This is a genomic window from Streptomyces sp. NBC_00989 (genome assembly GCF_045162655.1).
Taxonomy (GTDB): domain Bacteria; phylum Actinomycetota; class Actinomycetes; order Streptomycetales; family Streptomycetaceae; genus Streptomyces.
This window is the reverse complement of the sequence record NZ_CP108728.1, coordinates 11205883-11229085: the sequence shown is the minus strand read 5'-3', so window position 1 is coordinate 11229085 and position 23203 is coordinate 11205883. Positions and strand designations below refer to the sequence as shown.

Sequence of the window (23203 nt, the reverse complement as noted above, 5' to 3'; positions counted from 1 at the left end):
CGCTCCGCGCGCTCTCGCGTGGAGCCGTCCTCGATGGCTACGGTGAGCGCCGGCGTTCCTTCGATGCCCATTACGTGTATGGAGTCGGCCCTGGATCGCCCGTACCCGTACCCGGCGAAGTGCGCAAGGTTCCCGATCGTCAACACAATCTGAGAGCCACTTCATGCAGAGTTCGTCCGCGCCCGTCCCTGATGTTTCGATCATCCTGCCCTGCGCCGGATTCGCGACGCGCTTCGGTGCGCCGTACTCGAAGGAGCTGCACTGTCTGGCTCCTGGGGTCACCGTGCTGGACCGCAGCCTGGAGGCCGTTGTCGAGCTGGCCAAGAGCGGGCTCAACGTGCGCCTGGTCGTCGTGTTCGGGACGCACAAGCTGGACACGGTGAGTTACCTCGCGCGCTACGCCGAGATCTTTCAGATGGTCTTCGTATACCAGGACCAGTCGCTCGAGCCGGATCTCGACGGCGCGATCCGGTCCGCCCTGCCGATGACGCGCGGGCCGGTGGCCCTCGTCCTGCCCGACATCGTTGTCTCCGGCGCGGGCAGCGCGGGCGTTCTTCTCGCCGCACTGCGACAGACGGAGGTGGCGGGGTGGAGCGTGGTGGCCGCCAAGGAGCGCGACCCCGACACACTCCGCCAGATGGGCGCGCTGGCCGTGACCCAGGGGGACGACATCTCGACAGTCCGGGCGGCCACCGACAAGCCGTCGGACCCGTCGGGCTTCAACGCGTTCTGGGGCATGGTGGCGGCCACCGAGGAGCAGGCGCACCGGTTGCCCGACGTGGTGGGCAAAGGGTCGGACAGTCCCCTGGCCGGTGCGGTCGCCCTCGTCGTGGAGCGAATCGTCAACTACAACACCACCACGGGCTGATCCCCCGGGCGCCGACGAGCACACAGACGGTCGACACCCCGCCCGCCCGGTGACAACTCGCTTGATACAGGACGCTGTTGGATCGGCGACCGGCCGGCTCGGCGCCTGCCAAGTTCACGCTTGCCGAGTTCACGCTTGTCATGCGCGCCTCATGCAATGCGGCAGCAGCCACTCGCCTTGGAACTGACAAACAAAAATGTTGGAACAGACACTTGATGTGTGGGTTACCGCAGGATCAGCGTAAAAACGTGCACGAAAACCGGCGAGAACATCCAGAAGGTTCCAGCCGGGCAGCACACTCGACGTCCCTGAAACGGTGCTCTCGACGTCCGCCATCACGGCCGGGACCTGCTACCACCAGACCCAGGACACCGTCTCGTTCAAGCGGGCGATGATGGAGGTCGCGGCCAAGCGGATCCTGTACGTCGACCACACCAAGTTCGAGCGCCGCGCCCTGCACGCTCTGGCCCCGCTCACCGACTTCGACTTCGTGATCGTCGACGAGAACACCCCTAATAGGACTCCGTTAGGTCTTTCTGTTTGCGCTGATCAAGAGCATGTTAAGTATGTGGACTTACATGAAGTGAGGCGTGTTCGAGCGACGTTGGCGTTGTTCGTGGCCGATGTGTTCGCTTCGGTGCCGCGGAAGGATCAGCGGGCCAAGGGCGACTGCTACCTGCGGGGACTCATGCTGGACGGCCGCCGCAAATCGATCCAGGCGATGGCTGCGCGGCTGCCGGACGGCAACGAGCAGAACCTGCAGCAGTTCGTGAATCAGTCGACCTGGGATCCGGTGCCTGTTCAGCGGCGGGTCAACGAACGGCTGCTGCCGCTGGTCGACCCGGTGGCCTGGGTGATCGACGATGTGTCGATGCCCAAGGACGGCCGGATGTCGGTCGGTGTGGCTCCGCAGTACTGCGGAGCCCTGGGCAAACGCGCGAACTGCCAGGTCGCGGTCAGCGTCCACGCTGCCAGTAACACTGCCTCGTGCCCTTTGCAGTGGAGGCTGTTCCTGCCCGAGGATTGGGCTGCGGACAGCCACCGCCGCACAAGGACCCTGATTCCGCCCGAGGTCACGCACCGGGAGAAGTGGCGTCTGGCCCTGGACATGCTCGACAGTCTCGCGGACTGGGGGATGACCCCGCCGGCGGTGGTGGCCGATGCCGCCTACGGCACCAACGCACACCTGCGGGCCGCCCTGTCGGAGCGAGGACTCACCTATGTCCTGTCCATCCGGTCGGATGTGAGCGCCCACCCGTTCGACGCGGAACCCGTGGCCCCGGACCGCAAAGGAGATGTCGGCTGCTGGCCCCAGCCGCGCTACCGCCAGAAGGCCCCGTCAGTTGCAGCCCTTGCCACGGGCCTGGGGCAAGAGGCATTCGTCCCGGTCACCTGGCGCCAGGGAGCGAAAGGGGAATTGCGTTCCCGCTTCGCGGCCGTGCGCGTACGTCCGGCCGGCAAGGCGGTCGAACGCCCGATCAAAGCAGCGGCCTCGGCCGAGCAGGGCTGGTGGGACGGGGTTTTGCCCGACTGCTGGCTGCTGGCCGAATGGCCCGTCGGCGCCGAAGCACCGAGCGAATACTGGCTCTCCAACCTCCCGCCCGACACTCCGATCGCCGATCTGGTCCGCCTGGCCAAGGTCCGCTGGCGCATCGAGCACGACTACCGAGAGCTCAAACACGGCCTGGGCCTGGACCACTTCGAAGGCCGTTCCTGGCCGGGCTGGCATCACCACGTCACCCTCGTGACGGCTGCACAGGCATTCCTCACCGAGCGGCGCCTCGCCCCAAAAGCACCGGAACCAGCTTCACCCTCTACCAGATCCTCGACGCTCTCCAAGACACCCTGAGGTGCTGGACCGGGACCTGCACCACCTGCCACCAACCCCTGCCCAGCGGTTCATACTCAAAGCCAAGATCCAGGCAGACCTAACGGAGTCCTACTAAGTCGGTCCTCAAGGATCTCCACGACCGCCAGATCACCGTCGAGGTGGCCAAGGCGGAATGACCGCCCGCCCCTGACCGGAGACCGGGAGACCGGGAGACCGGGTCGGGATCTGCACACATGCTGCGGGCGTCAGCCCCGAGGGCAGCACCCGCGGCACCGGGTCCCCACCACCTCCGGACACCGGTGCCAGACGATCCGTCACACCCCGGGAGTGTCCCGCTTCCCCGCCGGGACGAGCCGCTCGTCCGGGATCACCGCCACGCCCAGAATCTCGATCAATGCCTCCGCCTGCCACAGCGCGGTCGTGCCGATCCCCGCCATCGCCGGATAGACCGGCCCCGCAAGCTCGCGCCACACCTTCCCGATCTCCTTGCCGTGCGCCTGGTAGTCGGGGATGTCGGTGAGGTAGATCGTCAGGCTCACCAGGTCCTCGGGGATACCCCCGGCCGCGCGCAACGTGGTGAGCACGTTGCCGAACGCCTGCCTGAACTGCTCGACGATGCCGCCGGGGACGATCCGCATGTCCGCGTCCAGGGCCGTCTGTCCGCCCAGGTAGAGCGTGTTGCCGCTCAGCGTGCCGTGCGAGTAGCCGCTCGGGGCGGGGAGTGAGGGCGGGTTCACCGGGATCGGAGTCATAGAGGGGTCCTCCTCGGACGGATCTGACGGATTTGACGGATCGGTCGGACCTGACGGGCTGGTGCTGCAAGCAGCCTAGCCCATCTATTGACTGTTTTCGACGGTCGTGAAAATCTCGCTATAACGCAGCCCGGTCACCCCGGCCGGCTCCGGCCGCCGTCGCCCCGAGGGAGAACGCCCATGAAGCTCGCCACCGTGGCCCACGGAGGCCGCACCACGGCCGCCGTGCTCGACGGCGACCGCTGGCGGGCGCTGCCGGCCGACGACCTCTCCGCGCTGCTGACGACCACGGCGACCGACCGCATCGCGGGCCTCGCCGGAGCCGAACTGCCCGGCGCCACCCCCGTGTTGCCCCTGCCGTCACCGCGCAAGATCGTCTGCTGCGGGCTGAACTACGCCGACCACATCACCGAGATGGGCCGCGAACTTCCCGCCAACCCCACGCTCTTCGCCAAGTACGCCGACACGCTGACCGGCCCCGAGGACGACCTGGTCCTGCCGCCCGGCCTCGACGTGGACTGGGAGACGGAGCTCGCCGTCGTCGTGGGGGCGGAGCTCAGCCGCGCGGACCGGGACACGGCCGGACGGGCGATCGCCGGATACACGGTCGCCAACGACGTCAGCGTGCGGGACTGGCAGAAGCGCACGCTCCAGTGGTTCCAGGGCAAGGCGTGGGACCGCACCACGCCGCTCGGGCCGGTGGTCGTCACGCCGGACGAGCTCGACCCGGTCGCGGGCGTCGAGGTGATCTGCCGGGTCAACGGCGTCGAGCGGCAGCGCGGAAACACGAGCACGCTGGTGTTCGACGCCGCCGACCTGCTCGCCTACATCTCCACCTTCACGGTCCTGCGCCCCGGCGACCTCGTGCTCACCGGCACCCCCGGCGGTGTGGGGTCGGGCATGAACCCGCCGGTCTTCCTCGCCGACGGCGATCTCGTCGAGACCGAGATCCCCGGTATCGGCACCTTGCGCAACCGCTTCCGTCTCACCGACTCCAGGAGCTGATCATGGAACCCGATTTCTCCAAGTACGTCCTAGAGGGCGACAACTCGTTGTACGCCAACGAGTCCGGCCTGGTCGTACCGGTCGTGACGCGCGGTGGTCTGGAGGTCGGTGCCACCGGCCAGTCCGCCGGGGCGACCCGGATCTCCGGTGTCTCCGTCCAGCACACGCCGGCGACCAAGCTGTGGTTCGGGAAGGTGAGCAACGAGTCGGGCTACCGCTCGGTGCCGCACCACCACGGTGAGGCGGAGACCGGCGGCTATGTCCTCTCGGGGCGGGCCCGGATCTATTTCGGCGAGCGGTTCGAGGACTACATCGACCTCGGGGAGGGCGACTGGGTCTTCGTCCCGCCGTTCATGCCGCACGTCGAGTGCAATCTCGACCGCAACAACCCGCTGACCTGGATGACGACCCGCACCCCGGAGAACATCGTGGTCAACCTGGACGAGGTGGCCGACGCCGACCTGCGCGACTGGCTGGACCGGCCGTGAACGACATCCAGAGCACCAGCTCCGACACGCAGAGCACCGGCTCGGACTCCCGAAGCACCGGCGCCGGCTCCCGGACCACCCACGCCGACGTCCGCGCGGACGTCCGCTCCGGCCCGACCTCGGCGCCCTTCACCGACGCGATCGCCCTCACCCCCGCCGAACCCGAGCACTTCGACCTCGCCTTCACCGCGACCACCCAGCCCTGCCCGTGGCCGAAGGCCTACGGCGGTGACATGGTCGCCCAGGCCACGGCCGCCGCGATGCGCTCGGTCGAGGGCAAGACGCTGCACTCGATGCACTCGTACTTCCTACGGCCGGTCGACATCGGTGCCGAGGTCCGTTACGAGGTGGAGCTCCTGCGCGACGGGCGCGGCTACGCCACCCGGCAGGTCCGCGGCTTCCAGAACGGCAAGCCCGTCTACACCTGCCTCGCCAACTTCGCCGCGGGCGAGCCGGGCGCGACCTTCGCCGCCGAGCCCCCTGTCGGCGTACCCGATCCCACCGAACTGCCCAGCTCCGCCGCGTACTTGCGCGACACGGCCGCACCCCGCGGCACGATGACCGACACCTCCGAGGAGTACTGGAGCGGCGGGCGCAGCTTCGACATGCGGCACGTGCCCGGACCCGTCTACCTCACGGTCGAAGGGGAGCGCGTGCCCCAACAGGCTTTGTGGGTAAGGCCGTTCGACACCCTGCGTCCCGTCGACGGTCTGACCGACGAGCAGCGCGACCTCGCCGCGCTCGCCTACGTCTGCGACTACACGATCCTCGAACCCGTCCTGCGCGTACTTGACTTGCCGTGGGCACTCCCGGGACTCATCACCGCGAGCCTCGACCACGCGATGTGGTTCCACCGGCCCGGCCCCATGGACGGCTGGCTCCTCTACGCCCAGGAAGCCGTCGCCGCCGACACCGGTCGCGGCCTCGCCGTCGGCCGGTTCTTCACCCCCACCGGTACCCACCTGGCCACCGTCGTCCAGGAAGGCCTGATCCGCAGCTCTTGATTCCCACGCAGCTCCTGATCCCTGCACGGCCCGCCCCCGGCCTGCGGAAAGGACCCTCCCGATGGACCAGTTGGACCAGATGGGCCTCTCGCCCTCCGCCTATCCGGACACGTTCGCCCGCGACCATCTCCCACCGCGCGCCCACTGGCCGGTCCTGGAGTTCACCACCGACGAACTCCGCTACCCCGAGCGCCTCAACGCCGGCGCCGAGCTGATCGACGTCCCCACCGCCCGCTTCGGCCCCGACCGCCCGGCCCTGCGCACACCCGAGGGCGAGGTGTGGACCTACGGCGAACTGCTGCGCCGCGCCAACCAGATCGCCCACGTCCTCACCGACGACCTCGGCCTGGTCCCCGGCAACCGGGTACTCCTGCGCTCCCCCAACAACCCCTGGACCGTGGCCTGTTGGCTCGGCACCCTCAAGGCCGGCGGCATCGTCGTCACCACCATGGCCGCCCTGCGGGCCCGCGAACTCACCCCGGTCGTCGAGAAGACCCGCCCGGCCGTCGCCCTGGTCGACCACCGCTTCACCGCGGACGTCGAGGCCGTACGCGACACCGTCCTGCCGGACCTCACGATCGTGGCCTACGGCGGCGACTCGGCCGACGACCTGACGCGCCAAGTGGCGTCGAAACCGGCGGAGTTCACCGCGGTCGACACGGCCGCCGACGACGTCGCCCTCTTCGGACCCACCTCGGGCAGCACCGGCGTACCGAAGATCACCACCCACTTCCACCGCGACATCCTCTCGATCGACAACACCTTCGGCCGCCACACACTGCGGCTACGGCCCGACGATCTCGTGTCGTGCACCGCCCCGCTCGCGTTCACCTTCGGGCTCGGCATCCTGGTCGTCTGTGCTCTGCGGGCCGGCGCGTGCGCGCTGCTGACGGAGGCCGTCGCACCGGAGCCGCTGGCCGAGCTGGTCGCCGAGGCGGGGGTCACCGTGCTGGCGACCGCGCCGACGGCGTACCGGCAGATCCTGAAGGCCGGGAAGGCGGACCGGCTGCACGGTCTGCGCGGTGCGGTCAGCGCCGGGGAGCACATACCGGAAGAGGTGTGGCAGCAGCTGCACGAGGAGACCGGGATCAAGATCATCGACGGTATCGGTGCCACGGAGATGATCCACATCTTCATCTCCGCCGCCGGTGACGACATCCGGCCCGGCTCGACGGGACGGCCGGTCCCCGGTTACCGCGCCACGGTCCTCGACCTGGCCGGCGAGGAGGTCGGCCCCGGTGTCGAGGGGCGGCTGGCCGTGATCGGTCCGGTCGGCTGCCGTTATCTCGACGACCGGCGCCAGGAGAACTACGTCGTGAACGGCTGGAACGTCACGGGCGACACCTTCGTGCGCGACGAGGACGGCTATTTCTACTACCGCACCCGCACGGACAACATGATCGTCTCCTCCGGCTACAACATCGGCGGTCCCGAGGTGGAGTCGGCGATCAACACCCACCCGGACGTCCTCGAGTCCGCGGTGGTCGCCAAGCCCGACCCCGAACGAGGCTCCGTGGTCTGCGCGTTCGTCGTCCTGACCGAGGGGGTCGTCGGCGACGAGGCCAAGGTCAAGGACATCCAGGACCACGTCAAGACGCACCTGGCGCCGTACAAGTACCCCCGGGCGGTGCGCTTCTGCGACGCGCTGCCCCGCAACACCAGCGGAAAGCTTCAGCACTTCCTGCTGCGCCGGATCGTCGAGAAGGAGAACCAGGCATGAGGATCGCGATCGTGGGCGGCGGGCCTGGTGGGCTGTACCTCGCCGCGCTGATGAAGCAGCTCGACCCCGGTCATGAGATCACCGTGTGGGAGCGCAACGCTCCCGACGACACCTTCGGCTTCGGCGTGGTCTTCTCCGACGAGACCCTCGGCGGCATCGAGAACGCGGACACCGTCGTCCACGACGCGATGGAGAGCCGGTTCGCCCGCTGGACCGACATCGACATCGAGTTCGACGGCCACCCCTTCACTGTCGGCGGCCAGGGCTTCGCGGCGATGGCCCGCAAGGACCTGCTGCACATCCTCCAGGAGCGGGCCGCCGAACTCGGCGTCACCGTCCACTACCGCACCCTCGCGCCGGAAGTGGACGAACTGCGCGGCTCCTACGACCTGGTGGTCGCGGCGGACGGCATCAACTCGGCCGTGCGCACCAAGTACGCCGACGCCTTCGTCCCCTCGCTGGACCAGCGGGCGAACAAGTACATGTGGCTGGGCACCGACCGGGTCTTCGAGGCGTTCCAATTCCTCGTCAAGCAGACCGAGTTCGGGACCATGCAGATCCACGGCTATCCCTTCTCCGACTCCGGCTCGACCTTCATCGTCGAGATGGCGGAGGACGTGTGGCGCAAGGCCGGCCTCGACGCGACGGAGGGCACGCAGTTCCCGCCCGGGGTGAGCGACGAGCAGTCGGTCGCCCGGATCCGCGAGATCTTCGCCGGGGAACTCGCCGGGCACAACCTCCTTACCAACAACTCCCGTTGGCTCAACTTCACGACGGTCCGCAACGAGCGCTGGCACCACCACAACGTGGTCCTGCTCGGCGACGCCGCCCACACCGCGCACTTCTCGATCGGTTCCGGCACCAAGCTGGCCATGGAGGACGCCCTCGCGCTCGCCGCGTGTCTGCACGAACACCCCGGCGTGGACACGGCGTTGACGGCGTACGAGACCGAGCGCCGCCCGGTGGTGGAGTCCACCCAGCGCGCCGCCCAGGCCTCGCTGGAGTGGTTCGAGAACATCGGCCGGTACGCCGACCAGGACCCCGCGCAGTTCTGTTTCAACCTGCTCACGCGTTCCCGCCGGATCACCTTCGACAACCTCAAGGACCGCGACCCGGGCTTCGCCGACCTGATCGAGCGCGGCTTCGCGGAGGCGCAGGGCCGCACCGAGTCGGTCCCGGCGATGTTCCAGCCGTTCTCCATCGGCGGCCTGGAGTTGAAGAACCGGATCATCGTCTCGCCGATGGACATGTACTCCGCCGTCGACGGAGTGCCGGACGACTTCCACGTCGTCCACCTCGGTTCGAAGGCGCTCGGCGGCGCCGGCCTCGTGATGACCGAGATGGTCTGCGTCTCCCCCGAGGCCCGCATCACCCCGGGCTGCACGGGCCTGTGGAACGACACGCAGCGCGACGCTTGGACCCGGGTCACCGACTTCGTCCACGAGCGCAGCACCGCGAAGATCGGTCTCCAGCTGGGCCATTCGGGCCGCAAGGGCTCAACTCGCCTCATGTGGGAGGGCATTGACCAGCCCCTCGACGAGGACAACTGGGAGGTCGTAGGCCCGTCCGCGCTGCCCTACGGCACGGGCTGCCACACACCGCGCGAGATGACGCGAGCCGACATGGACGCGGTCGTGGCCGACTTCGTGGCCGCCGCCCGCCGGGGCGCCGACGCCGGATTCGACCTGCTGGAAGTACACGCGGCCCACGGCTACTTGCTCTCCTCGTTCCTCTCCCCCGTCGCCAACCGCCGCACCGACGGGTACGGCGGCGACCTCACGAACCGGTTGCGCTTGCCGCTGGAGGTCTTCGACGCCGTACGGTCCGCGTTCCCCGCCGACCGCCCGGTGACGGTGCGGATCTCCGCCACCGACTGGACCCCCGACGGGAACACGGAGCACGACGCGGTGGAGATCGCGCGGGCGTTCGTCGCGCACGGCGCGGCGGCCGTGGACGTGTCGTCCGGCCAGGTCACGAAGGACGAGAAGCCGGCGTACGGCCGTTCGTACCAGACCCCGTTCGCCGACCGGATCCGGCACGAGGTCGCCGCTCCGGCGGGGGCTGCCGTGATCGCCGTAGGAGCGATCTCGTCCTACGACGACGTCAACTCGATCCTGCTCGCCGGGCGTGCGGACCTGTGTGCGCTCGGGCGTACCCATCTCTACAACCCGCAGTGGACTCTGCAGGCGGCGGCCGAGCAGGAGTACCGCGGCGCGGGTGCCGACTGGCCGGCGCAGTTCGCGGCGGGCCGCCGCAAGCCGCCGACCTCACGGACGGACGCGGTCCGCCCGCGTCTCGCGCTGCTGCGCGACACCCCGCGGGACGCCGTTCACCTGCGGTGGACCCCGGGCAGGGCAGCGGAATGAGCGGTCCCTACGGCGTTCACCGTGCGCGGGTGGAGTGGATCGACACCGACGCGGCCGGGATCTACCACAACACCACCGTCGTCCGGTTCGCCGAGGCGGCGGAGGCCGCGCTGATGCGCGCGTACGACATTCCGGGCTACTTCCCGGTGGCGCCGAGGGTGCGCTACGAGGTGGAGTTCGAGGCGTCGATCCGGTTCGGGGAGGAGGTCGAGACGCGGGTCGAGCTGATCCGTCTCGGCCGGTCCTCGATGACCTTCGGCTTCGAGGTGTGGCGGAACACCGAGGACGGCAAGCCGAACTGCCGTGCTGCTCGGGGCAGTTATGTCACCGTGCACGTGCCCGACAAGGAGACCGGCGGCAGTGCGCCCTGGCCGGCCGCCTGGCGTACCGCGCTGGGCGGCCGGGCGGGATCGGACGCCGGTCGGGCGCACTGAAATACTACGATCGTGACGGCAAGCGATCTCGAAGAGGACAGCCCGGGCCAGCCCGCACCGCCGCGATCCCTGATCGTGACGGTGTACGGGCTCTACGCGCGCGAGGTCGGCGGCTGGATCAGCGTGAGCACCCTGATCCGGCTGCTCGCCGAACTCGACGTCGACGCCCAGGCGGTCCGCTCGTCGATCTCCCGGCTCAAGCGCCGCGAGATCCTGGTGGCCGAGCGCCGGGACGGCCGTGCGGGCTACGCGCTCTCGCCGTATGCCCGTTCCGTCCTGGAGACGGGTGACCGCCGTATCTTCGAACGCCATGCCGTCACCGACGACGGCTGGGTCATCGCCGTCTTCTCGGTGCCGGAGAGCGAGCGCCAGCACCGGCACCAACTCCGGTCACGGCTGGCCTGGTTGGGCTTCGGCACGGTCTCGTCCGGGATCTGGATCGCCCCGGCCCACGCGCTCGACGACACCCGCGACCACCTGCTCCGGCACGGCCTGGACCAGTACGTCGACCTCTTCCGCGGCGACTACGTGGCCTTCGGTGACCCGGCCGAACAGGTGGGCCGCTGGTGGGACTTGGACGCGCTCCAGAAGCTCTACGACGATTTCGTCGCCGAGTTCACGTCGATGGCCGGGCGCTGGGCCGGGCCCGGCCGGAACGGGCTGTCGGACCAGCACGCCTTCGTCGACTACGTCCAAGTCCTCACGGCCTGGCGCCGGTTGCCCTACCTCGACCCGGGTCTGCCCAGCACCCTCCTCCCCGCCACCTGGTCGGGCGCGACGGCGGCGGAGCTCTTCGCCGCACTCCGGCACACCCTGGCGGACCCGGCGCACGAGTTCGCCCGGAGCCTGCTGGACGACCCCGCGTGATCCGGCGGGGTCACTTCCCGAAGAACGCCTGGTGGAACTCGGCGACGGTCTCGGGCGAGGCCTCGATCGCGGCGCACGGTGGGACGAAGCCGTCCTTGGCGCCCACGATGTAGTGCCCGCCTTCCGAGTACGTCAGCGTCTCCGGGATGTCGGTGTCGCTGACGAGTTCGACGGTCGCCGCGTCACCGCCCTTGAACCACTGGTCCACACGGAAAGTGGCCGTCGAGCCCTTGACGGAAGTGACCGTTCCTTCGAAGAGGATCGGGTACTTCCTCAGCGTGTCGAGGCCGGGCACCACGCACTTGCCGGAGCCGCCCTCGGCGGTGAGCCGCAGCGCGCCGGCGGGGGCCAGGGTCTTGGCCGAGGCCGAATGACCGTTGCCGTTACCGTTGTTGGCCATGATTCCTCCGGCGATGCCGCCTCCGATTACCAGCAGACCGGCGGCGGCGAGTCCGAGGAGATGACGGCGTGCCCATCCCGCGGTCGTGATGCCGGCAGCGGTGGTCGCGGTCCGAAGCGCGGTGTCGGTGTCCAAGGTGTCCTCCACAAGGCGGTCGATGTCGGGCGGCGGAGCAATTCCGGTCAGTGCCGGGTCCGCGGACTTCAGCCGGGCCAGCAACTCGTCGTCATTCACTGACTGCTCCTTCCTTCATCCCTCTTGTGTCCGGGCCGTTCGGCATCCTTTCGCCCCAGCTGTGCGGCGAGTCTCGCCTTCGCCCGATGGAGCCGGATGCTCACCGCGTTGGACGTCAGCCCGGTCGCCTCCGCGATCTGCCGCGGTGCGAGCCCCTCCCACGCCCACAGCCGCACCACCTCGCGGTCCAGCGCCCCGAGGGCATCGAGCGCGGCATGCAGCTCGCCGTGATCGGCGGCCCCCGCCGGGGACTGCTCCTGGGTCCGGATCAGCCGCTCCACCAGCCGGAGCCTGCGCCCGTCGGCACGGCGGGCGTTCGCCAGACACCCCCGAGCCACCCCATAGCACCAGGGCAACACGTCATCGCGATCGGGAGGCGCATCGGGATCGGAACCCGCCCCGAGCCCGGGGACGTCGTCGAGACGACGCCACAGCACCAGCATCGTCTCCGACAGGACGTCGTCGACCATGTCGGCGCTCGTCCGTCGCAGCAGATAGCGGTGCAGCGGTTCCACCACCAGATGCGCCAGTCCTTCGAAGCGCGCCCGCCGCATCCGGCGCGCCTCCTGTTCCGTCATGGATTCCACACCCCGTACTGTCCGGCCGCGGCCGGTTCCTTTCAGCGTCGTGGCCTCGGTTCTGACGCCCCCGGCCGCGTCCTCTCCTGACGGGCCGTCATGAAAGCAGGACGTGGCCGCTGTCCAGGTAGGCCACCAGGTCCGCCTCGTCCCGCTCACCGACGGGCCGGACGGCATCGCGTATCGATCCGTTCGGCCGGCCGGAGCAGTTGTCCAGTTCGTCGTAGAAGCCCAGCAGTCCCAGCACCACGGCTCCTTCGCCAAGCCTTCCGTCCTGCCGAAACTCCCGGCGGAAGTTCGGAGAACCAGCTCAGAGCGGTGCCATCTCCAACTCGCCGAAGACCGACAGGCCCACCTGCGCCGCCAGCCAAGGCGCCCGTTCGGCCTCGACCTGCTTCACGTGAACGTACAACGTGTGGTCCGGCGCGGGATCTTCGAGGTCGAGGTCGCGCGCGTTCAGGCACACCGTCACGTAGGCGCCCCTGGGGCCTCCGCAGCCGAGGCCCACCTCCGGAGCCTCGGGCCAACCGCTGAAGTCCCAGCGGATCATGGCTGGGGTGTCCCCCGCCGCGGCCACGAGCTCCTTCACGGATTCCGGGGCCATGCACCATCTGCGCAAGAAGATCGGAAGCCACTCCGACGGAGCGTCGCCATTGTCCGAGGAGCCGTGTCGGTCGGCTCCGTAGGACCACCATTCGGCGTCCGGTATCAGTCCGCTCAACCGCTCCAGCTCTCCGGGCGTGGAGACCCGCGCCTCGAAGTCGACTTCGAGTTGTGTCGTGTCGGCGAGATCGAGCAGTCGGCCGGCGACTCGCAGTATCTCGGCAGGATCCGTCGTCCTCAGCACTGCCTGCGCGTACGAGTTGCTCATGACGGCAGTCTGTCGAGTCGGGCACCGCGCCGACCAACGAATAACCGCCGGAGTCCGGCGTCCGAAAGGCAACACCAGTCTGTGGGCAGCATGAGAATTTGTGTGATCCCGCCAGACGTGGGCAGACGCCGCCGTTATGAGCACCCTCCAGCGGAGCACGGTAGACGAGGCCACCGAGCAGAGCCCTGACGCGCGGGCGGCGGCGTCGCCACTCGTGCCCACGTCCGCGGAACGGGGCAGAGGCGGGGGGCGGGGCTTTTCGTCGGCGTTGCGTGGTGGTGGGCGGGTCGCGGGGCTGGACGGGTTGCGGACGGTCGCGGTGCTGCTGGTGATCGTCTACCACGTGGAGCCGGACCTGGTGCCGGGCGGCTCGGTGGGCGTCGACGTGTTCTTCACGATCAGCGGTTTCGTCATCACGCGGCTGCTGGTCGGCGAGTACGCCCGTACCGGTGGCATCGGACTGTGGTCGTTCTACCGTCGCCGGTGGGTGCGCCTGATGCCGGCCCTGCTGGTGATGTGCGCGGTCACCGCCCTGCTGTCCGTGGCGTTCGAACTGCCGTTGTTCCGTGGGGCGTGGGTGGCCGCCGCATTGGCCGCGGGGTCGGTGGTCAATCTCGTACGGGCCGGGGACTCGGGACCGTATTCGGATCTCACCGCGCCCCTCAGCCACACCTGGTCCCTGGGCGTGGAGGAGCAGTTCTATCTCGCGTGGCCGCTCCTGCTGCTCGTCCTGCTGCGGCACGCGGCGGCACGCGCGGTGCTGGCCTGTGTCGCGGTGCTGTGCGTGCTGCCGGTGCTCTGGCGGACCGTGCTCTGGGATCCCTCGGCCGCGCACCGTATCTACAACGGCCCCGACACCCGCGCCGACCAGCTCCTCATCGGCGCCCTGCTCGCCCTCGTCCTGGCCCGGCTGCGCGCCGACGACCCCCGCCTGGCGTCGCTGCGCCGCTGGGCGGGACGGCTCTGCTGGCCCGCGCTCGTGGTGCTGGGGCTGATCGCCTGGCAGATCCCGATCACCGAGGTGAGCGGCTGGAATCCCGTCTGGTACACGGTCGGTTTCCTGGCCGCCGCCCTGCTGACGGCCTGCGTGGTGGCCGCGCTGGAACTGTGCCCCCGGTCATGGCCGACCCGCCTGCTGTCGCTGTCCACACCGGTCTGGATCGGCCGCAACCTCAGTTACGGGATGTACCTGTGGCACTACCCCGTCATCCGGCTGCTCTCCAACCTCGGTGTGCACGGCGACGCCCTGCTCCCCGCCGGCCTCGCCGCCACGTTCGCCGCTGCCTTCGCCTCGTACGCCCTCGTCGAACGGCCTCTGCTACGACGTAACCGGCCCCGCGTGCGCAGGCTGGAGCCGGTTGTCGCCACGGGAGCGGGTTCACCGGTCCTGTGACCGACGACCGGCTGCCCCCCGCACACGCCGCCGGGGCTACACCGGATCCGCCGCCGCAGCACTCGGCGTCTGCGTCCCCGTGCCGCCGAACCGGATCCCCTTCGCCTCCTTGCCGACGGCGCTCAGCACAATCACCAGGACCAGGGCGGGAGTTACGGTCCACGCCATCGCCGCCGGATAGCCGTGGCGTTCGGCGAGGGCCTCCTGGATCGGCAGGTTGAGGGCGGCGATCAGGTTGCCCAGTTGGTAGGTGACGCCGGGGTAGAAGCCCCGGATCGTGTCCGGGCTCATCTCGGTGAGGTGCGCGGGGATGACGCCCCAGGCTCCCTGTACGCACAGTTGCATGAGGAAGGAGGAGAGCATCAGCCAGCCCACGGCGGTGGACAGGACGAAGAAGGGCACCACGACAAGGCCCGCTGCCGCCGCGATCATGATCGTGCGCCGGCGCCCCAGCCGCTCGGAGTACGCCCCGAGGACCATCCCGCCGATGATGGCGCCGATGTTGTAGACGACGGCGATGGCGATCGCGGTGTCCGGGGAGAGGCCCAGGCCCTTCTTGACGAAGGTGGGGTAGATGTCCTGGGTGCCGTGCGACATCCAGTTGAAGGCGGTCATCAGCGCGACCAGGTACACGAACCGCCGTAGGACAGCCGGGTTCTTGAACACCTCGTAGGCGGGCGTGCGGCTGAGTTTGACGCTCTTCTCCCACACCTCGCTCTCCTCCACCCGGGTGCGCACCCACAGCGCGACCAGAGCGGGCACCAGGCTGAAGGCGAACAACCCCCGCCAGCCGAAGGCGGGTTCGATGACGAAGAAGGCCACCGCGGCGAGCAGATAGCCCAGCGAGTAGCCGCTCTGCAGCAGGCCCGACCAGAAGCCGCGTCGCTCCGCCGGGATCTTCTCCATGGCGAGCGCCGCGCCCAGGCCCCACTCGCCGCCCATGCCGATGCCGTACAGCAGGCGCAGTACGAGCAGCACGGTGTAGTTCGGTGCGAAGGCGCAGGCAAATCCGACGACCGAGTAAAAGGCCACGTCGACCATGAGCGGGGTGCGGCGGCCCTTGCGGTCAGCCCACAGGCCGAAGAGGAGGGCGCCGACCGGCCGCATCACCAGGGTGGCCGTGGTGAGGAAGGCCATGTCGGTGAGGGAGACATGGAAGTCGTCGGCGATCTCGCTGTAGACGAGGACGACGAGGAAGTAGTCGAAGGCGTCCATCGCCCAGCCCAAGTAGGCGGCGACGAAGGCGTTGCGCTGATCCCTGGTGAGTCCCGCTGCCTGTTCCCGGACGGTCTTCAGCATGCCAACCCTCCCTTGGTCCGCAGGTCAGGCTAGGTGGGCGCGGTGGGACGGGGCAACGCAAGGACCGGCAAAACACCCGCCACAATTAGCCAAAGCGAACGCCCGGTTCACCCGGTTCACGGTGAACCGCCCCGAGCCAGACGCACGTTGGTCCGTCCCGAAGCGGTTCATCGCGACGCCGTGCGCCAACGAGGCCCCCGAACAGGGTCAGTTGCCGCGAATTTCGCTCACGAAACTGTGGTCGCCCGCACCGAGGCCCGCGACCGTGACCGTCCCGTCGACCACGCTCACGTCACGGCTCGACGCCCGCCGCCCGTCCCAGAGCGTCCGCCGGCCGACACTCACCCGCAGACCGCGCGCGTCACCGGGGAAGACGACCGAGCCCTGGGTGCGCCTGGGCACATGGACGGTGAGCCGGAAGACGCGGGCGCCGTTCTCCCACTCGACGCCCAACGGGCCGTGCGGGGTGGGGAGTTGGCCCGTCGCCCAGTCGACGTCGCCGGGTTGTGGGCGTACCTCCCAGGTGGCGTAGCCGGGCGAGGTCGGCCGGGCACCCAGCAGGTTGTGGGTCAGCGCCGGCAGGACACCGGTGGACCAGCCGTGGGCCATGCTGGTGTAGGCGTCCTCGTAGAGCGAACCGTTCGGGCCGATGCCCTCCCAGTGGGTGATGCCGGGGTCGTTCTTGTCCATCCAGCCGTACATCCGGCGGATCTGGTCGAGCGCGGAATCGGCCTGACCGCTGAGGAAGCGGGCCTCGATCTCCGGGTACGAGGTGAAGGCGTACACCCGCTGGGAGGCCTGGTCGAAGAGGGTGTCGTTGTCCATGAAGGCGTTGCCGTACGGCCGTTGCGTCGTCGCGTCGAGATGGGCGAGGGCCGAGGTGGCGCGGGCCGTGTCGGCGATGCCGGTGACGACGGCCAGGGAGTTGCCGTCCTGGGCGTGCCGTACCGCGCCCGTGCCGGAGTCCAGGTAGGCGCCCGCATCGGCGTCCCACAGCAGGGAGTTGACGGCCTGGGCAACGTTGTCAGCACGCGTGCTCCAGCGTGTCGCGTCGGCCTTCTGGCCCAGCAGGTGGGCCAACTGGGCGGCGTTCTGGAGGGCTTGGACGTAGAGCGCGTTGTAGTAGGTGACGCGGCCCGTGCGGCCGAGGAAGGCGTAGTCGCCGTATCCGCCGGTGCCGTTGAGGCCCTTGCTCAGCAGGCCCGCGTCGTCCGTGACGCTCGGGTACCAGGTGTCCAGGACCTTCAGCAGGGTCGGGTAGTAGCGCGTCGCGTACTGGCGGTCCCCCGTGTAGAGGACGTAGTCCCAGCTGCAAGTGACCCAGTACAGCGGATAGTCGAAGAGGGGAAGCGTGTAGTTGCCGATGGAGGCGGGCGGGATCCAGCCGTCGGCGCGCTGGTGGTCGGCGAGGTCGGCCAGGACGTTGCGGGCCGCCGCGGCGGCGTCGTCGTGGGTGAGGTAGAGGGTGCGCGCGGAGACGGCGAGGTCGCCGACGTACGGGTCGCGGTCGCGTTTGGCGCCGTCCTGGAGGACCAACTTCCCTTCCAGCGTGGCGCTCCACGCGTTGCGGGGGTCGACGTCGTCCTGGCGGAAGGTGTCGGTGACCAGTTCGTTGGTGTACGCGGCGCCGTACCAGTAACGATTCAACTCGTCGTCGGAACACAGGAACCAGCCGCGGTAGGTGCTCGGTGTGCCCACGTACGCGGTGAACTGGAGTGCCACGGAGTCGATTTCGACGGTTCCCCAGGGCTGTGCGGCGGGGCTGTCCGAGGCGAGTGCGTCGAGGCTGATCTTGAGGTAGCGGAATCCGTGCAGGCCGTCCGCGAACACCTTGTCACCGGCCTGGAAGCCCTTGTGGTCCGTCCAGTTGGCGCCCTTCGCGGGGACGGCGAACTGGTCCGTGCCCCCTCCGGCGCCACCCGCCTGGTCGGCGCGGGTGAAGTCCGAGCGGTCGGTGAGGAACTGGCGGGTCTCGGAGAACGCGACGCGTACGCCCGGGGAGTTGGCGGAGGCGGAGGTGAACCTGATCTGCGGATATCCGACCACGACCTTGCCGAAGTCCACGGTGACGGTCGGTATCGGGATCGGCTCGACAGGCGCGGGCCAGACCTCGTTGATCCGGGTGAAGTTGCCGTGCGAGGTGTCCTGCGCGTGGGTCACCGTGATGCGAACGCGGTCGGTGCTGACGTTCGACGCGAACGGAACGGCCTTCTGCACCGCGTCGTTGCCGGTGACCGTGGCGGCGGTGTGCCAGTCGCCGCCGCTCCACACGTCCACGGTGTAGTCGGTCGGCACGCCGTCGCTGTTGGAGATCACCGTGATGCCCTGCAAGGTCGTTACCTGCGGCGCGGTGATGATGAGGACATCGGGGAAGACGCCGAGGGTGTCGTCGTTCCAGAAGGTGTCCGGGTTTCCGTCGATCGCGTTGGTGGCGTCGTAGGTGCGTGGCTGACCGTCGTTGCCGTTGTTGCCCGCGTGGGCCGAGGAGGCCTCGGCCGTGGTGCCGGCGGGCCAGGTCGGCGCCGCCGCGGGCTGCGGGCGCCGCAGCACGGATCTGGCTCCGCCGGGCTTGAGCAGCGCGTCGAGGCTCTTCACGTCTCCGGTCGACGTGGTGATCCGCACCGGGCGGACCGTGCGCGAGGACGGGCCCTGGACGTAGCGGTGCCAACCGCCGGAGCGACGCGCCGAGTTGCCGGTGACGGAAGCGGAGGCCTCCTCGGCAGGAAGCGCTTCCGCCGTAGGGAGTCCGGCTGAGAGGGACACCGCGGTGAGTCCGACGGTGCCGGCTGCCGCCAGGGCCACGCGGCGGGAAATGCCTTTGTCCGGTGTGCTGTTCGACGCCATGCCGTCCCCTTGAGTGCAGTGGATTGAATCGTTTCACTCGGCAGCTGCGTGGTGACGCTATCTCGAACACCGGATGCCCGTACAGCGTTGGGACAGAAGTAGTTCCCGATGCGCGCCGCCCGGAATGCGGTGCCGTACGACAGCGGACAGCCAGACAGAACGATGATCGGAAGCTGACAGGATCTTCATGCGTGGACGGCACGTTGACGGCATGCCCTCCTCCATCCCTTCCCTGCGCCGCGGTGTCACCGGTCCCCTGCCGACCCTGACGCCGGGTACGTACGGATCCGTCTCGATGACAGCCAGGAAGACGTCAACAGGCTCTGGGACGCCTGGACCCGCCGTCTCAAGGAACACGGTGTGCCGTCCGGCAGTAAGGTCCCGGACACAGCGCGTCGGCGGGACCGCGTGAGACTGGGACCGTACGACTTTGGTCGTTCGTGGATGCGACGAACGGATGCTGTGCGCCCGGGTGTTGGTGCATACCGTTGGCGCGTGAACGTGAAGACGATGGCCCTCGATGTCCGGAGCCGGCTGGGCGCGGCCCGCATGTGGTCCCGGCGGCGGATCGCCGGCGAGACGGTACTCGCCGTCGTCCTGGCCCTGGCCATGGCCCTGAGCCAGACGGGCGAGGGCACGCTGCGGATGACCCTCGCGGCGGTGGCAGCCGCGGTGCTCACTCCGCTACGGCGGTTCTTCCCGGCGAGCGTCCTGGTCGTCACCAGCGCGGTCGGCGGTCTGCTCAGTGGTTTCGGCATCGTGCTGATGGTGGTCAGCTGGTCGGCGGGGGCGAGGATCGAGGCGCCGCGGCGGGCACTGGCGCTGTTCAGCGCCACCTTCGTCCTCTTCGTTGGGCTGTCCGTCCACGACCCGACGCAGCCGCTGTCCGCCGTGCAGACACTGGTGTTCACCACGCTCGCGTTCCTGGCGACGACGGTCGTGCCCGGCCTGGCCAGTCGCAACCGCGCCCAACGCCGCACGCTGCTACACGCGTTGCACGAGCACAACGCCCAACTCCTGCGCGAGCGCGAGATCATCGCGTCCCACGCCCGGCTGCGGGAGCGGCAGCGCATAGCGCAGGACATGCACGACAGCCTCGGCCACCAACTGGCGCTGATCGCCGTCCACACGGGCGCGTTGGAGGTCGACCGGGACCTGACGGACGGGCAGCGTGAGGTGGTGGGCGTCCTGCGGGACGCGTCCGTGTCCGCGATGCACGAACTGCGCGAGGCGGTCGGCATCCTGCGTGACGGCACACCCGACCAAGTGCGGTACCACGAAGGCGAGTTGGAGCCCCAGTCCCGGGGCGTGGCCGGCATCGACGGGCTGGTGGACGCGTCGCGGGGCGCGCGGACGGTCGTAGCGCTGCGGCGTACGGGGCAGTCGCGTCCGCTGGCTCCCGCCGCCGACCACGCGGCGTTCCGGATCGTGCAGGAGGCACTGACCAACGCCCTGAAGCACGCGCAGGGCGCCTCGATCGCCGTCGAACTGCGCTACGAGCCGGACTCCTTGGTCGTCGAGGTCGCCAACGGGCCGGTACCCGCGACGACTTCGGCACTGCGGCGGCCCGTGGTGAGCGGCGGGCAGGGGCTGACGGGGCTTCAGGAACGGGCCCGGCTGGTCGGCGGCATGGTGCACGCGGGGCCCGCGGCGGACGGCGGGTTCCGCATCGCGGGCGTGCTGCCCTACGGTCCCCGGTCGCCGCGCGCGGCGGAGAGCGGCCGATGGCCGGCGGACCCGCGGCCGGAGGGAGCGACCTTCGTCGACGCGGCGAACGACTTCCGGGGGCAGAGCGAGGGGGTGGTGCCCGGCGACGGTGGTGCGGACATCGACTGGTCCGGTGCGCCGGACAGGCAGAAGGAGTTCGACATCGCCATGGGACGCAAGAAGAAGGGCCTCGTGATCGGATGCGGCGCCGCACTGCTGACCTTCCTGGTTCTCGGGGTGCTCGCCGTCGTGCTGGTCGTCAACCTGGTGGAGAAGGAGTCCGACCGGCTCATGCTCGATCCGTCGGTCTACGACTCGCTGAAGGTCGGGGATTCCGAGACGGTCGTACGGGACAAGTTGCCGCACGGAAAGTCGTTCCTGGCCCCGGCCCTGGGCGACGAGGCGCCCGCCGAGCCGCGGGGGGCGAGCTGCTCGTCGTATCTGTCCACGAAGGACTGGCCGGCCGACGGCGGGAAGATGCCCGCCTACCGCTTCTGCTTCAAGGACGGCAAGCTGATCGAGAAGCGGACCTTCATGACCACGTCATAGTCTTGGGCCGCTCGTCGTCCCCGTGGTCCCCGTCGCCCCCGTCGTCCCCGCCGCCCCCCTCGTACATCCCGCAGGAGAGTCGTGATCAGAGTCCTCGTCGCGGATGACGAACCGCTCATCCGCGCGGGCATCAGGATGATCCTCACCTCCGCCGACGACATCGACGTCGTGGCGGAGGCGGCCAACGGCCGTGAGGCGGTCGACCTGGTCCGGGCCCACGCCGTCGACGTGGCCCTGCTCGACATCCAGATGCCCGTGCTGGACGGGCTGTCCGCGCTGGCCGAACTGCGGCGGGCGGCGCCGGCCGTACGCGCACTGATCCTGACGACGTTCGGCGAGCGGGAGAACGTGCTGCGTGCGCTGAGCCAGGGCGGCTCCGGGTTCCTGCTGAAGGACTCGGCACCGGCCGAACTGATCCAGGCGGTACGGGCGGCCGCGGCCGGGGACGCCTATCTGTCGCCGGGCGCCACGCGGCACGTGGTCGACCAGCTCGCCTCGGGGCAGGCGGCGGCGCGCGGCGAGGAGGCGCGCCGGCGTCTGGAGTCGCTCAGCACCCGGGAACTGGAGGTGCTCGCGCTGCTCGGTGAAGGCCTGTCGAACGCCGACGCGGGCGAGCGGATCCATGTGAGCGAGGCGACGGTGAAGACGTACGTCAGCCGGATCCTGACGAAGCTGCACTGCGAGAACCGGGTGCAGGCGGCCCTGTTGGCGCGGGACGCGGGGTTGGGACCGAGCTGACCCGTCGACCCGTCGACCCGTCGACCCGTCGGCCCGGTGACCCGGTGACCGAAGGTCCCGGCGCGATCCGGCATGCCCGGGACTCACCGGCCGCCGGGCCCTGCTCCCTGCTGCTCCCTGCTGCTCCCTGAGGGAGAAGAGGTTGGCCAAGCCCCCGGTTCTCGGTGATCCTCCCGGCGACCACACGCATCGCGTCGACGGTCTCGAACCGGATCGCCCTTCCCGAGGTGTGATCAATCGCCGACCAAAGTAAATGCACACTTGTGTAATTATTCTCAGGTGTATACCGTTCCCGCATGCAGCTCGAACCGATCCAGGAATCCGGCACCCAGGACCGAAGGGTCCGGCGCTCCCGTGCGGCCCTGATGGCGGCCGCGGTGCGCCTCGTGTCCGAGCGCGACACCACGGACATCCCGGTCACCGATCTCGCCGAGGCGGCGGACGTCAGCCGCCGCCTCGTCTATCTGCAGTTCGGGGACCGCGACACCCTCCTGACCGAAGCCGGGATCGACCTGGTGAGACGAGAGCTGCTCCCCCGGACCGGAGTCGGTGGCGACGTCACCGAGGGGGTGGCGGCGCTGGCACAGCACTTCGCCGCGCACCGCTCCTTCTACCGCCCGATGCTGACCGGCTCCTGCGCCTTCGCCATGACCAGCACCCTCAACGCGCTCTTCAGCTCCCTCAACAGGCCCGCCGTCCGGAAGCTGTTCGGTGAGCTGGACCAGCGGACGGCGGACGACCTGTCGGAGTTCATCGCGGGCGGAGCCGCCGCCATCGTCAACAACTGGGTGATCGACGGCACGGACCCCCTCGATCCCGCGGACCTGACGAACCGCCTGCTCCGCCTCGCGTCCACGCTCACCTTCAGCCGCCAAGTCCCGGCAGCCGGAGACCACGCCCCATGAACCTCAGCAGCCATCTCGCCCAGCGCCTCCTGCATCTGCCCCCGCCCGCGACCAGGGACCTCACCGTCGAGCACGATCTGCGGGTGCCGATGCGCGACGGAGCCGTCCTGCTCGCGGACCGCTGGAGCCCGAAGTCCGGCGCCGCCGACCTGCCGACCGCGCTCGTCCGCATCCCGTACGGCAGGACGGGCATGATCGCCGCGCAGATGGCGAGGCCGCTGGCCGAACGGGGATACCAGGTGCTGATCCAGAGCACCCGCGGCACCTTCGGCTCCGGCGGCGACTTCGACCCCCTGCGCCGCGAACGCGAGGACGGTCTCGACACCCTGCGGTGGCTCGTCGAGCAGCCC

19 protein-coding genes and 2 pseudogenes are annotated in these 23203 nt (G+C 69.5%); 14 read left to right on the top strand and 7 right to left on the bottom strand.

Annotated elements, in window-relative coordinates; translation table 11 throughout:
* Positions 1-163: 163 nt before the first annotated feature.
* A complete protein-coding gene (locus OG714_RS50740; protein ID WP_406131275.1) occupies positions 164-868 on the top strand; it encodes a hypothetical protein in 705 nt (234 codons plus the stop codon).
* Positions 869-1181: 313 nt separating this feature from the next.
* Positions 1182-2717 (top strand): annotated as a pseudogene (locus tag OG714_RS50735) (IS701 family transposase); the annotation flags it as partial.
* A gap of 296 nt (positions 2718-3013) precedes the next feature.
* Here OG714_RS50735 and OG714_RS50730 read toward each other — a convergent pair.
* A complete protein-coding gene (locus OG714_RS50730) occupies positions 3014-3451 on the bottom strand; it encodes a RidA family protein (RefSeq protein ID WP_406131274.1) in 438 nt (145 codons plus the stop codon).
* Positions 3452-3631: 180 nt separating this feature from the next.
* Between OG714_RS50730 and OG714_RS50725 the strand changes: the two genes are divergently transcribed.
* From OG714_RS50725 to OG714_RS50695, 7 genes are all read left to right on the top strand, one after another.
* Entirely contained in the window at positions 3632-4456 is an 825-nt protein-coding gene (locus tag OG714_RS50725) for a fumarylacetoacetate hydrolase family protein (RefSeq protein WP_406131273.1), read from the top strand.
* Between the two features lie 2 nt (positions 4457-4458).
* A complete protein-coding gene (locus tag OG714_RS50720) occupies positions 4459-4944 on the top strand; it encodes a cupin domain-containing protein (RefSeq protein ID WP_406131272.1) in 486 nt (161 codons plus the stop codon).
* Positions 4941-5948 (top strand): acyl-CoA thioesterase, encoded by a 1008-nt coding sequence (locus OG714_RS50715; protein ID WP_406131271.1) that lies wholly within the window; start codon positions 4941-4943, stop codon positions 5946-5948. Before OG714_RS50720 ends, OG714_RS50715 begins: the two co-directional genes overlap by 4 nt.
* 61 nt (positions 5949-6009) lie before the next feature.
* Complete coding sequence (locus OG714_RS50710; protein WP_406131270.1) at positions 6010-7668, top strand: AMP-binding protein; 1659 nt, start codon at positions 6010-6012, stop codon at positions 7666-7668.
* On the top strand, positions 7665-10034 hold the full coding sequence (locus OG714_RS50705; protein WP_406131269.1) for a bifunctional salicylyl-CoA 5-hydroxylase/oxidoreductase: 2370 nt from the start codon (positions 7665-7667) through the stop codon (positions 10032-10034). Before OG714_RS50710 ends, OG714_RS50705 begins: the two co-directional genes overlap by 4 nt.
* Positions 10035-10063: 29 nt before the next feature.
* Positions 10064-10468, top strand: a complete 405-nt coding sequence (locus OG714_RS50700; RefSeq protein ID WP_406131268.1) for an acyl-CoA thioesterase — start codon at positions 10064-10066, stop codon at positions 10466-10468.
* Between the two features lie 12 nt (positions 10469-10480).
* Positions 10481-11335: a PaaX family transcriptional regulator C-terminal domain-containing protein gene (locus tag OG714_RS50695; protein WP_406131267.1), complete on the top strand. Its 855-nt coding sequence runs from the start codon at positions 10481-10483 to the stop codon at positions 11333-11335.
* 10 nt (positions 11336-11345) lie between these two features.
* Here OG714_RS50695 and OG714_RS50690 read toward each other — a convergent pair whose 3' ends face one another.
* The 4 genes from OG714_RS50690 to OG714_RS50675 all read right to left on the bottom strand — a co-directional run bounded on the left by OG714_RS50690 (position 11346) and on the right by OG714_RS50675 (position 13418).
* Positions 11346-11969 (bottom strand): hypothetical protein, encoded by a 624-nt coding sequence (locus OG714_RS50690; protein ID WP_406131266.1) that lies wholly within the window; start codon positions 11967-11969, stop codon positions 11346-11348.
* A complete protein-coding gene (locus OG714_RS50685; RefSeq protein WP_406131265.1) occupies positions 11966-12547 on the bottom strand; it encodes an RNA polymerase sigma factor in 582 nt (193 codons plus the stop codon). The genes OG714_RS50690 and OG714_RS50685 overlap by 4 nt, the downstream gene beginning before the upstream one ends.
* Positions 12548-12644: 97 nt before the next feature.
* On the bottom strand, positions 12645-12794 hold the full coding sequence (locus tag OG714_RS50680; protein ID WP_406131264.1) for a hypothetical protein: 150 nt from the start codon (positions 12792-12794) through the stop codon (positions 12645-12647).
* A gap of 63 nt (positions 12795-12857) precedes the next feature.
* Positions 12858-13418, bottom strand: coding sequence for a hypothetical protein (locus OG714_RS50675; protein WP_406131263.1), 561 nt, complete (start codon positions 13416-13418; stop codon positions 12858-12860).
* A gap of 136 nt (positions 13419-13554) precedes the next feature.
* Between OG714_RS50675 and OG714_RS50670 the strand changes: the two genes are divergently transcribed.
* The gene (locus tag OG714_RS50670; protein WP_406131262.1) at positions 13555-14811 is read left to right on the top strand and encodes an acyltransferase family protein; all 1257 of its coding nucleotides are present in this window, start codon (positions 13555-13557) and stop codon (positions 14809-14811) included.
* A gap of 36 nt (positions 14812-14847) precedes the next feature.
* On the opposite strand, the gene OG714_RS50665 is transcribed toward OG714_RS50670, so the two are convergent.
* The gene (locus OG714_RS50665) at positions 14848-16110 is read right to left on the bottom strand and encodes an MFS transporter (RefSeq protein WP_406131261.1); all 1263 of its coding nucleotides are present in this window, start codon (positions 16108-16110) and stop codon (positions 14848-14850) included.
* 207 nt (positions 16111-16317) lie between these two features.
* The gene (locus OG714_RS50660) at positions 16318-18954 is read right to left on the bottom strand and encodes an alpha-L-rhamnosidase C-terminal domain-containing protein (protein ID WP_406131260.1); all 2637 of its coding nucleotides are present in this window, start codon (positions 18952-18954) and stop codon (positions 16318-16320) included.
* Between the two features lie 495 nt (positions 18955-19449).
* Here OG714_RS50660 and OG714_RS50655 point away from each other — a divergent pair, with 495 nt between their 5' ends.
* The 4 genes and pseudogenes from OG714_RS50655 to OG714_RS50640 form a co-directional block, all read left to right on the top strand.
* Positions 19450-21210, top strand: a complete 1761-nt coding sequence (locus OG714_RS50655) for a sensor histidine kinase (protein WP_406131259.1) — start codon at positions 19450-19452, stop codon at positions 21208-21210.
* A gap of 81 nt (positions 21211-21291) precedes the next feature.
* On the top strand, positions 21292-21948 hold the full coding sequence (locus OG714_RS50650; RefSeq protein ID WP_406131258.1) for a response regulator: 657 nt from the start codon (positions 21292-21294) through the stop codon (positions 21946-21948).
* A 296-nt stretch (positions 21949-22244) separates the two neighbouring features.
* On the top strand, positions 22245-22853 hold the full coding sequence (locus OG714_RS50645; RefSeq protein ID WP_406131257.1) for a TetR/AcrR family transcriptional regulator: 609 nt from the start codon (positions 22245-22247) through the stop codon (positions 22851-22853).
* Positions 22850-23194, top strand: a pseudogene (locus OG714_RS50640) (CocE/NonD family hydrolase); the annotation flags it as partial. The gene OG714_RS50645 and the pseudogene OG714_RS50640, both read left to right, overlap by 4 nt.
* Positions 23195-23203: the final 9 nt, after the last annotated feature.

Coding starts and splice junctions, on each gene's coding strand:
- OG714_RS50740 (WP_406131275.1), top strand. CDS start 164: ATGCAGAGTTCGTCCGCGCCCGTCCCTGATGTTTCGATCATCCTGCCC.
- OG714_RS50730 (WP_406131274.1), bottom strand. CDS start 3,451: ATGACTCCGATCCCGGTGAACCCGCCCTCACTCCCCGCCCCGAGCGGC.
- OG714_RS50725 (WP_406131273.1), top strand. CDS start 3,632: ATGAAGCTCGCCACCGTGGCCCACGGAGGCCGCACCACGGCCGCCGTG.
- OG714_RS50720 (WP_406131272.1), top strand. CDS start 4,459: ATGGAACCCGATTTCTCCAAGTACGTCCTAGAGGGCGACAACTCGTTG.
- OG714_RS50710 (WP_406131270.1), top strand. CDS start 6,010: ATGGACCAGTTGGACCAGATGGGCCTCTCGCCCTCCGCCTATCCGGAC.
- OG714_RS50705 (WP_406131269.1), top strand. CDS start 7,665: ATGAGGATCGCGATCGTGGGCGGCGGGCCTGGTGGGCTGTACCTCGCC.
- OG714_RS50685 (WP_406131265.1), bottom strand. CDS start 12,547: ATGACGGAACAGGAGGCGCGCCGGATGCGGCGGGCGCGCTTCGAAGGA.
- OG714_RS50675 (WP_406131263.1), bottom strand. CDS start 13,418: ATGAGCAACTCGTACGCGCAGGCAGTGCTGAGGACGACGGATCCTGCC.
- OG714_RS50670 (WP_406131262.1), top strand. CDS start 13,555: ATGAGCACCCTCCAGCGGAGCACGGTAGACGAGGCCACCGAGCAGAGC.
- OG714_RS50665 (WP_406131261.1), bottom strand. CDS start 16,110: ATGCTGAAGACCGTCCGGGAACAGGCAGCGGGACTCACCAGGGATCAG.
- OG714_RS50660 (WP_406131260.1), bottom strand. CDS start 18,954: ATGGCGTCGAACAGCACACCGGACAAAGGCATTTCCCGCCGCGTGGCC.
- OG714_RS50645 (WP_406131257.1), top strand. CDS start 22,245: ATGCAGCTCGAACCGATCCAGGAATCCGGCACCCAGGACCGAAGGGTC.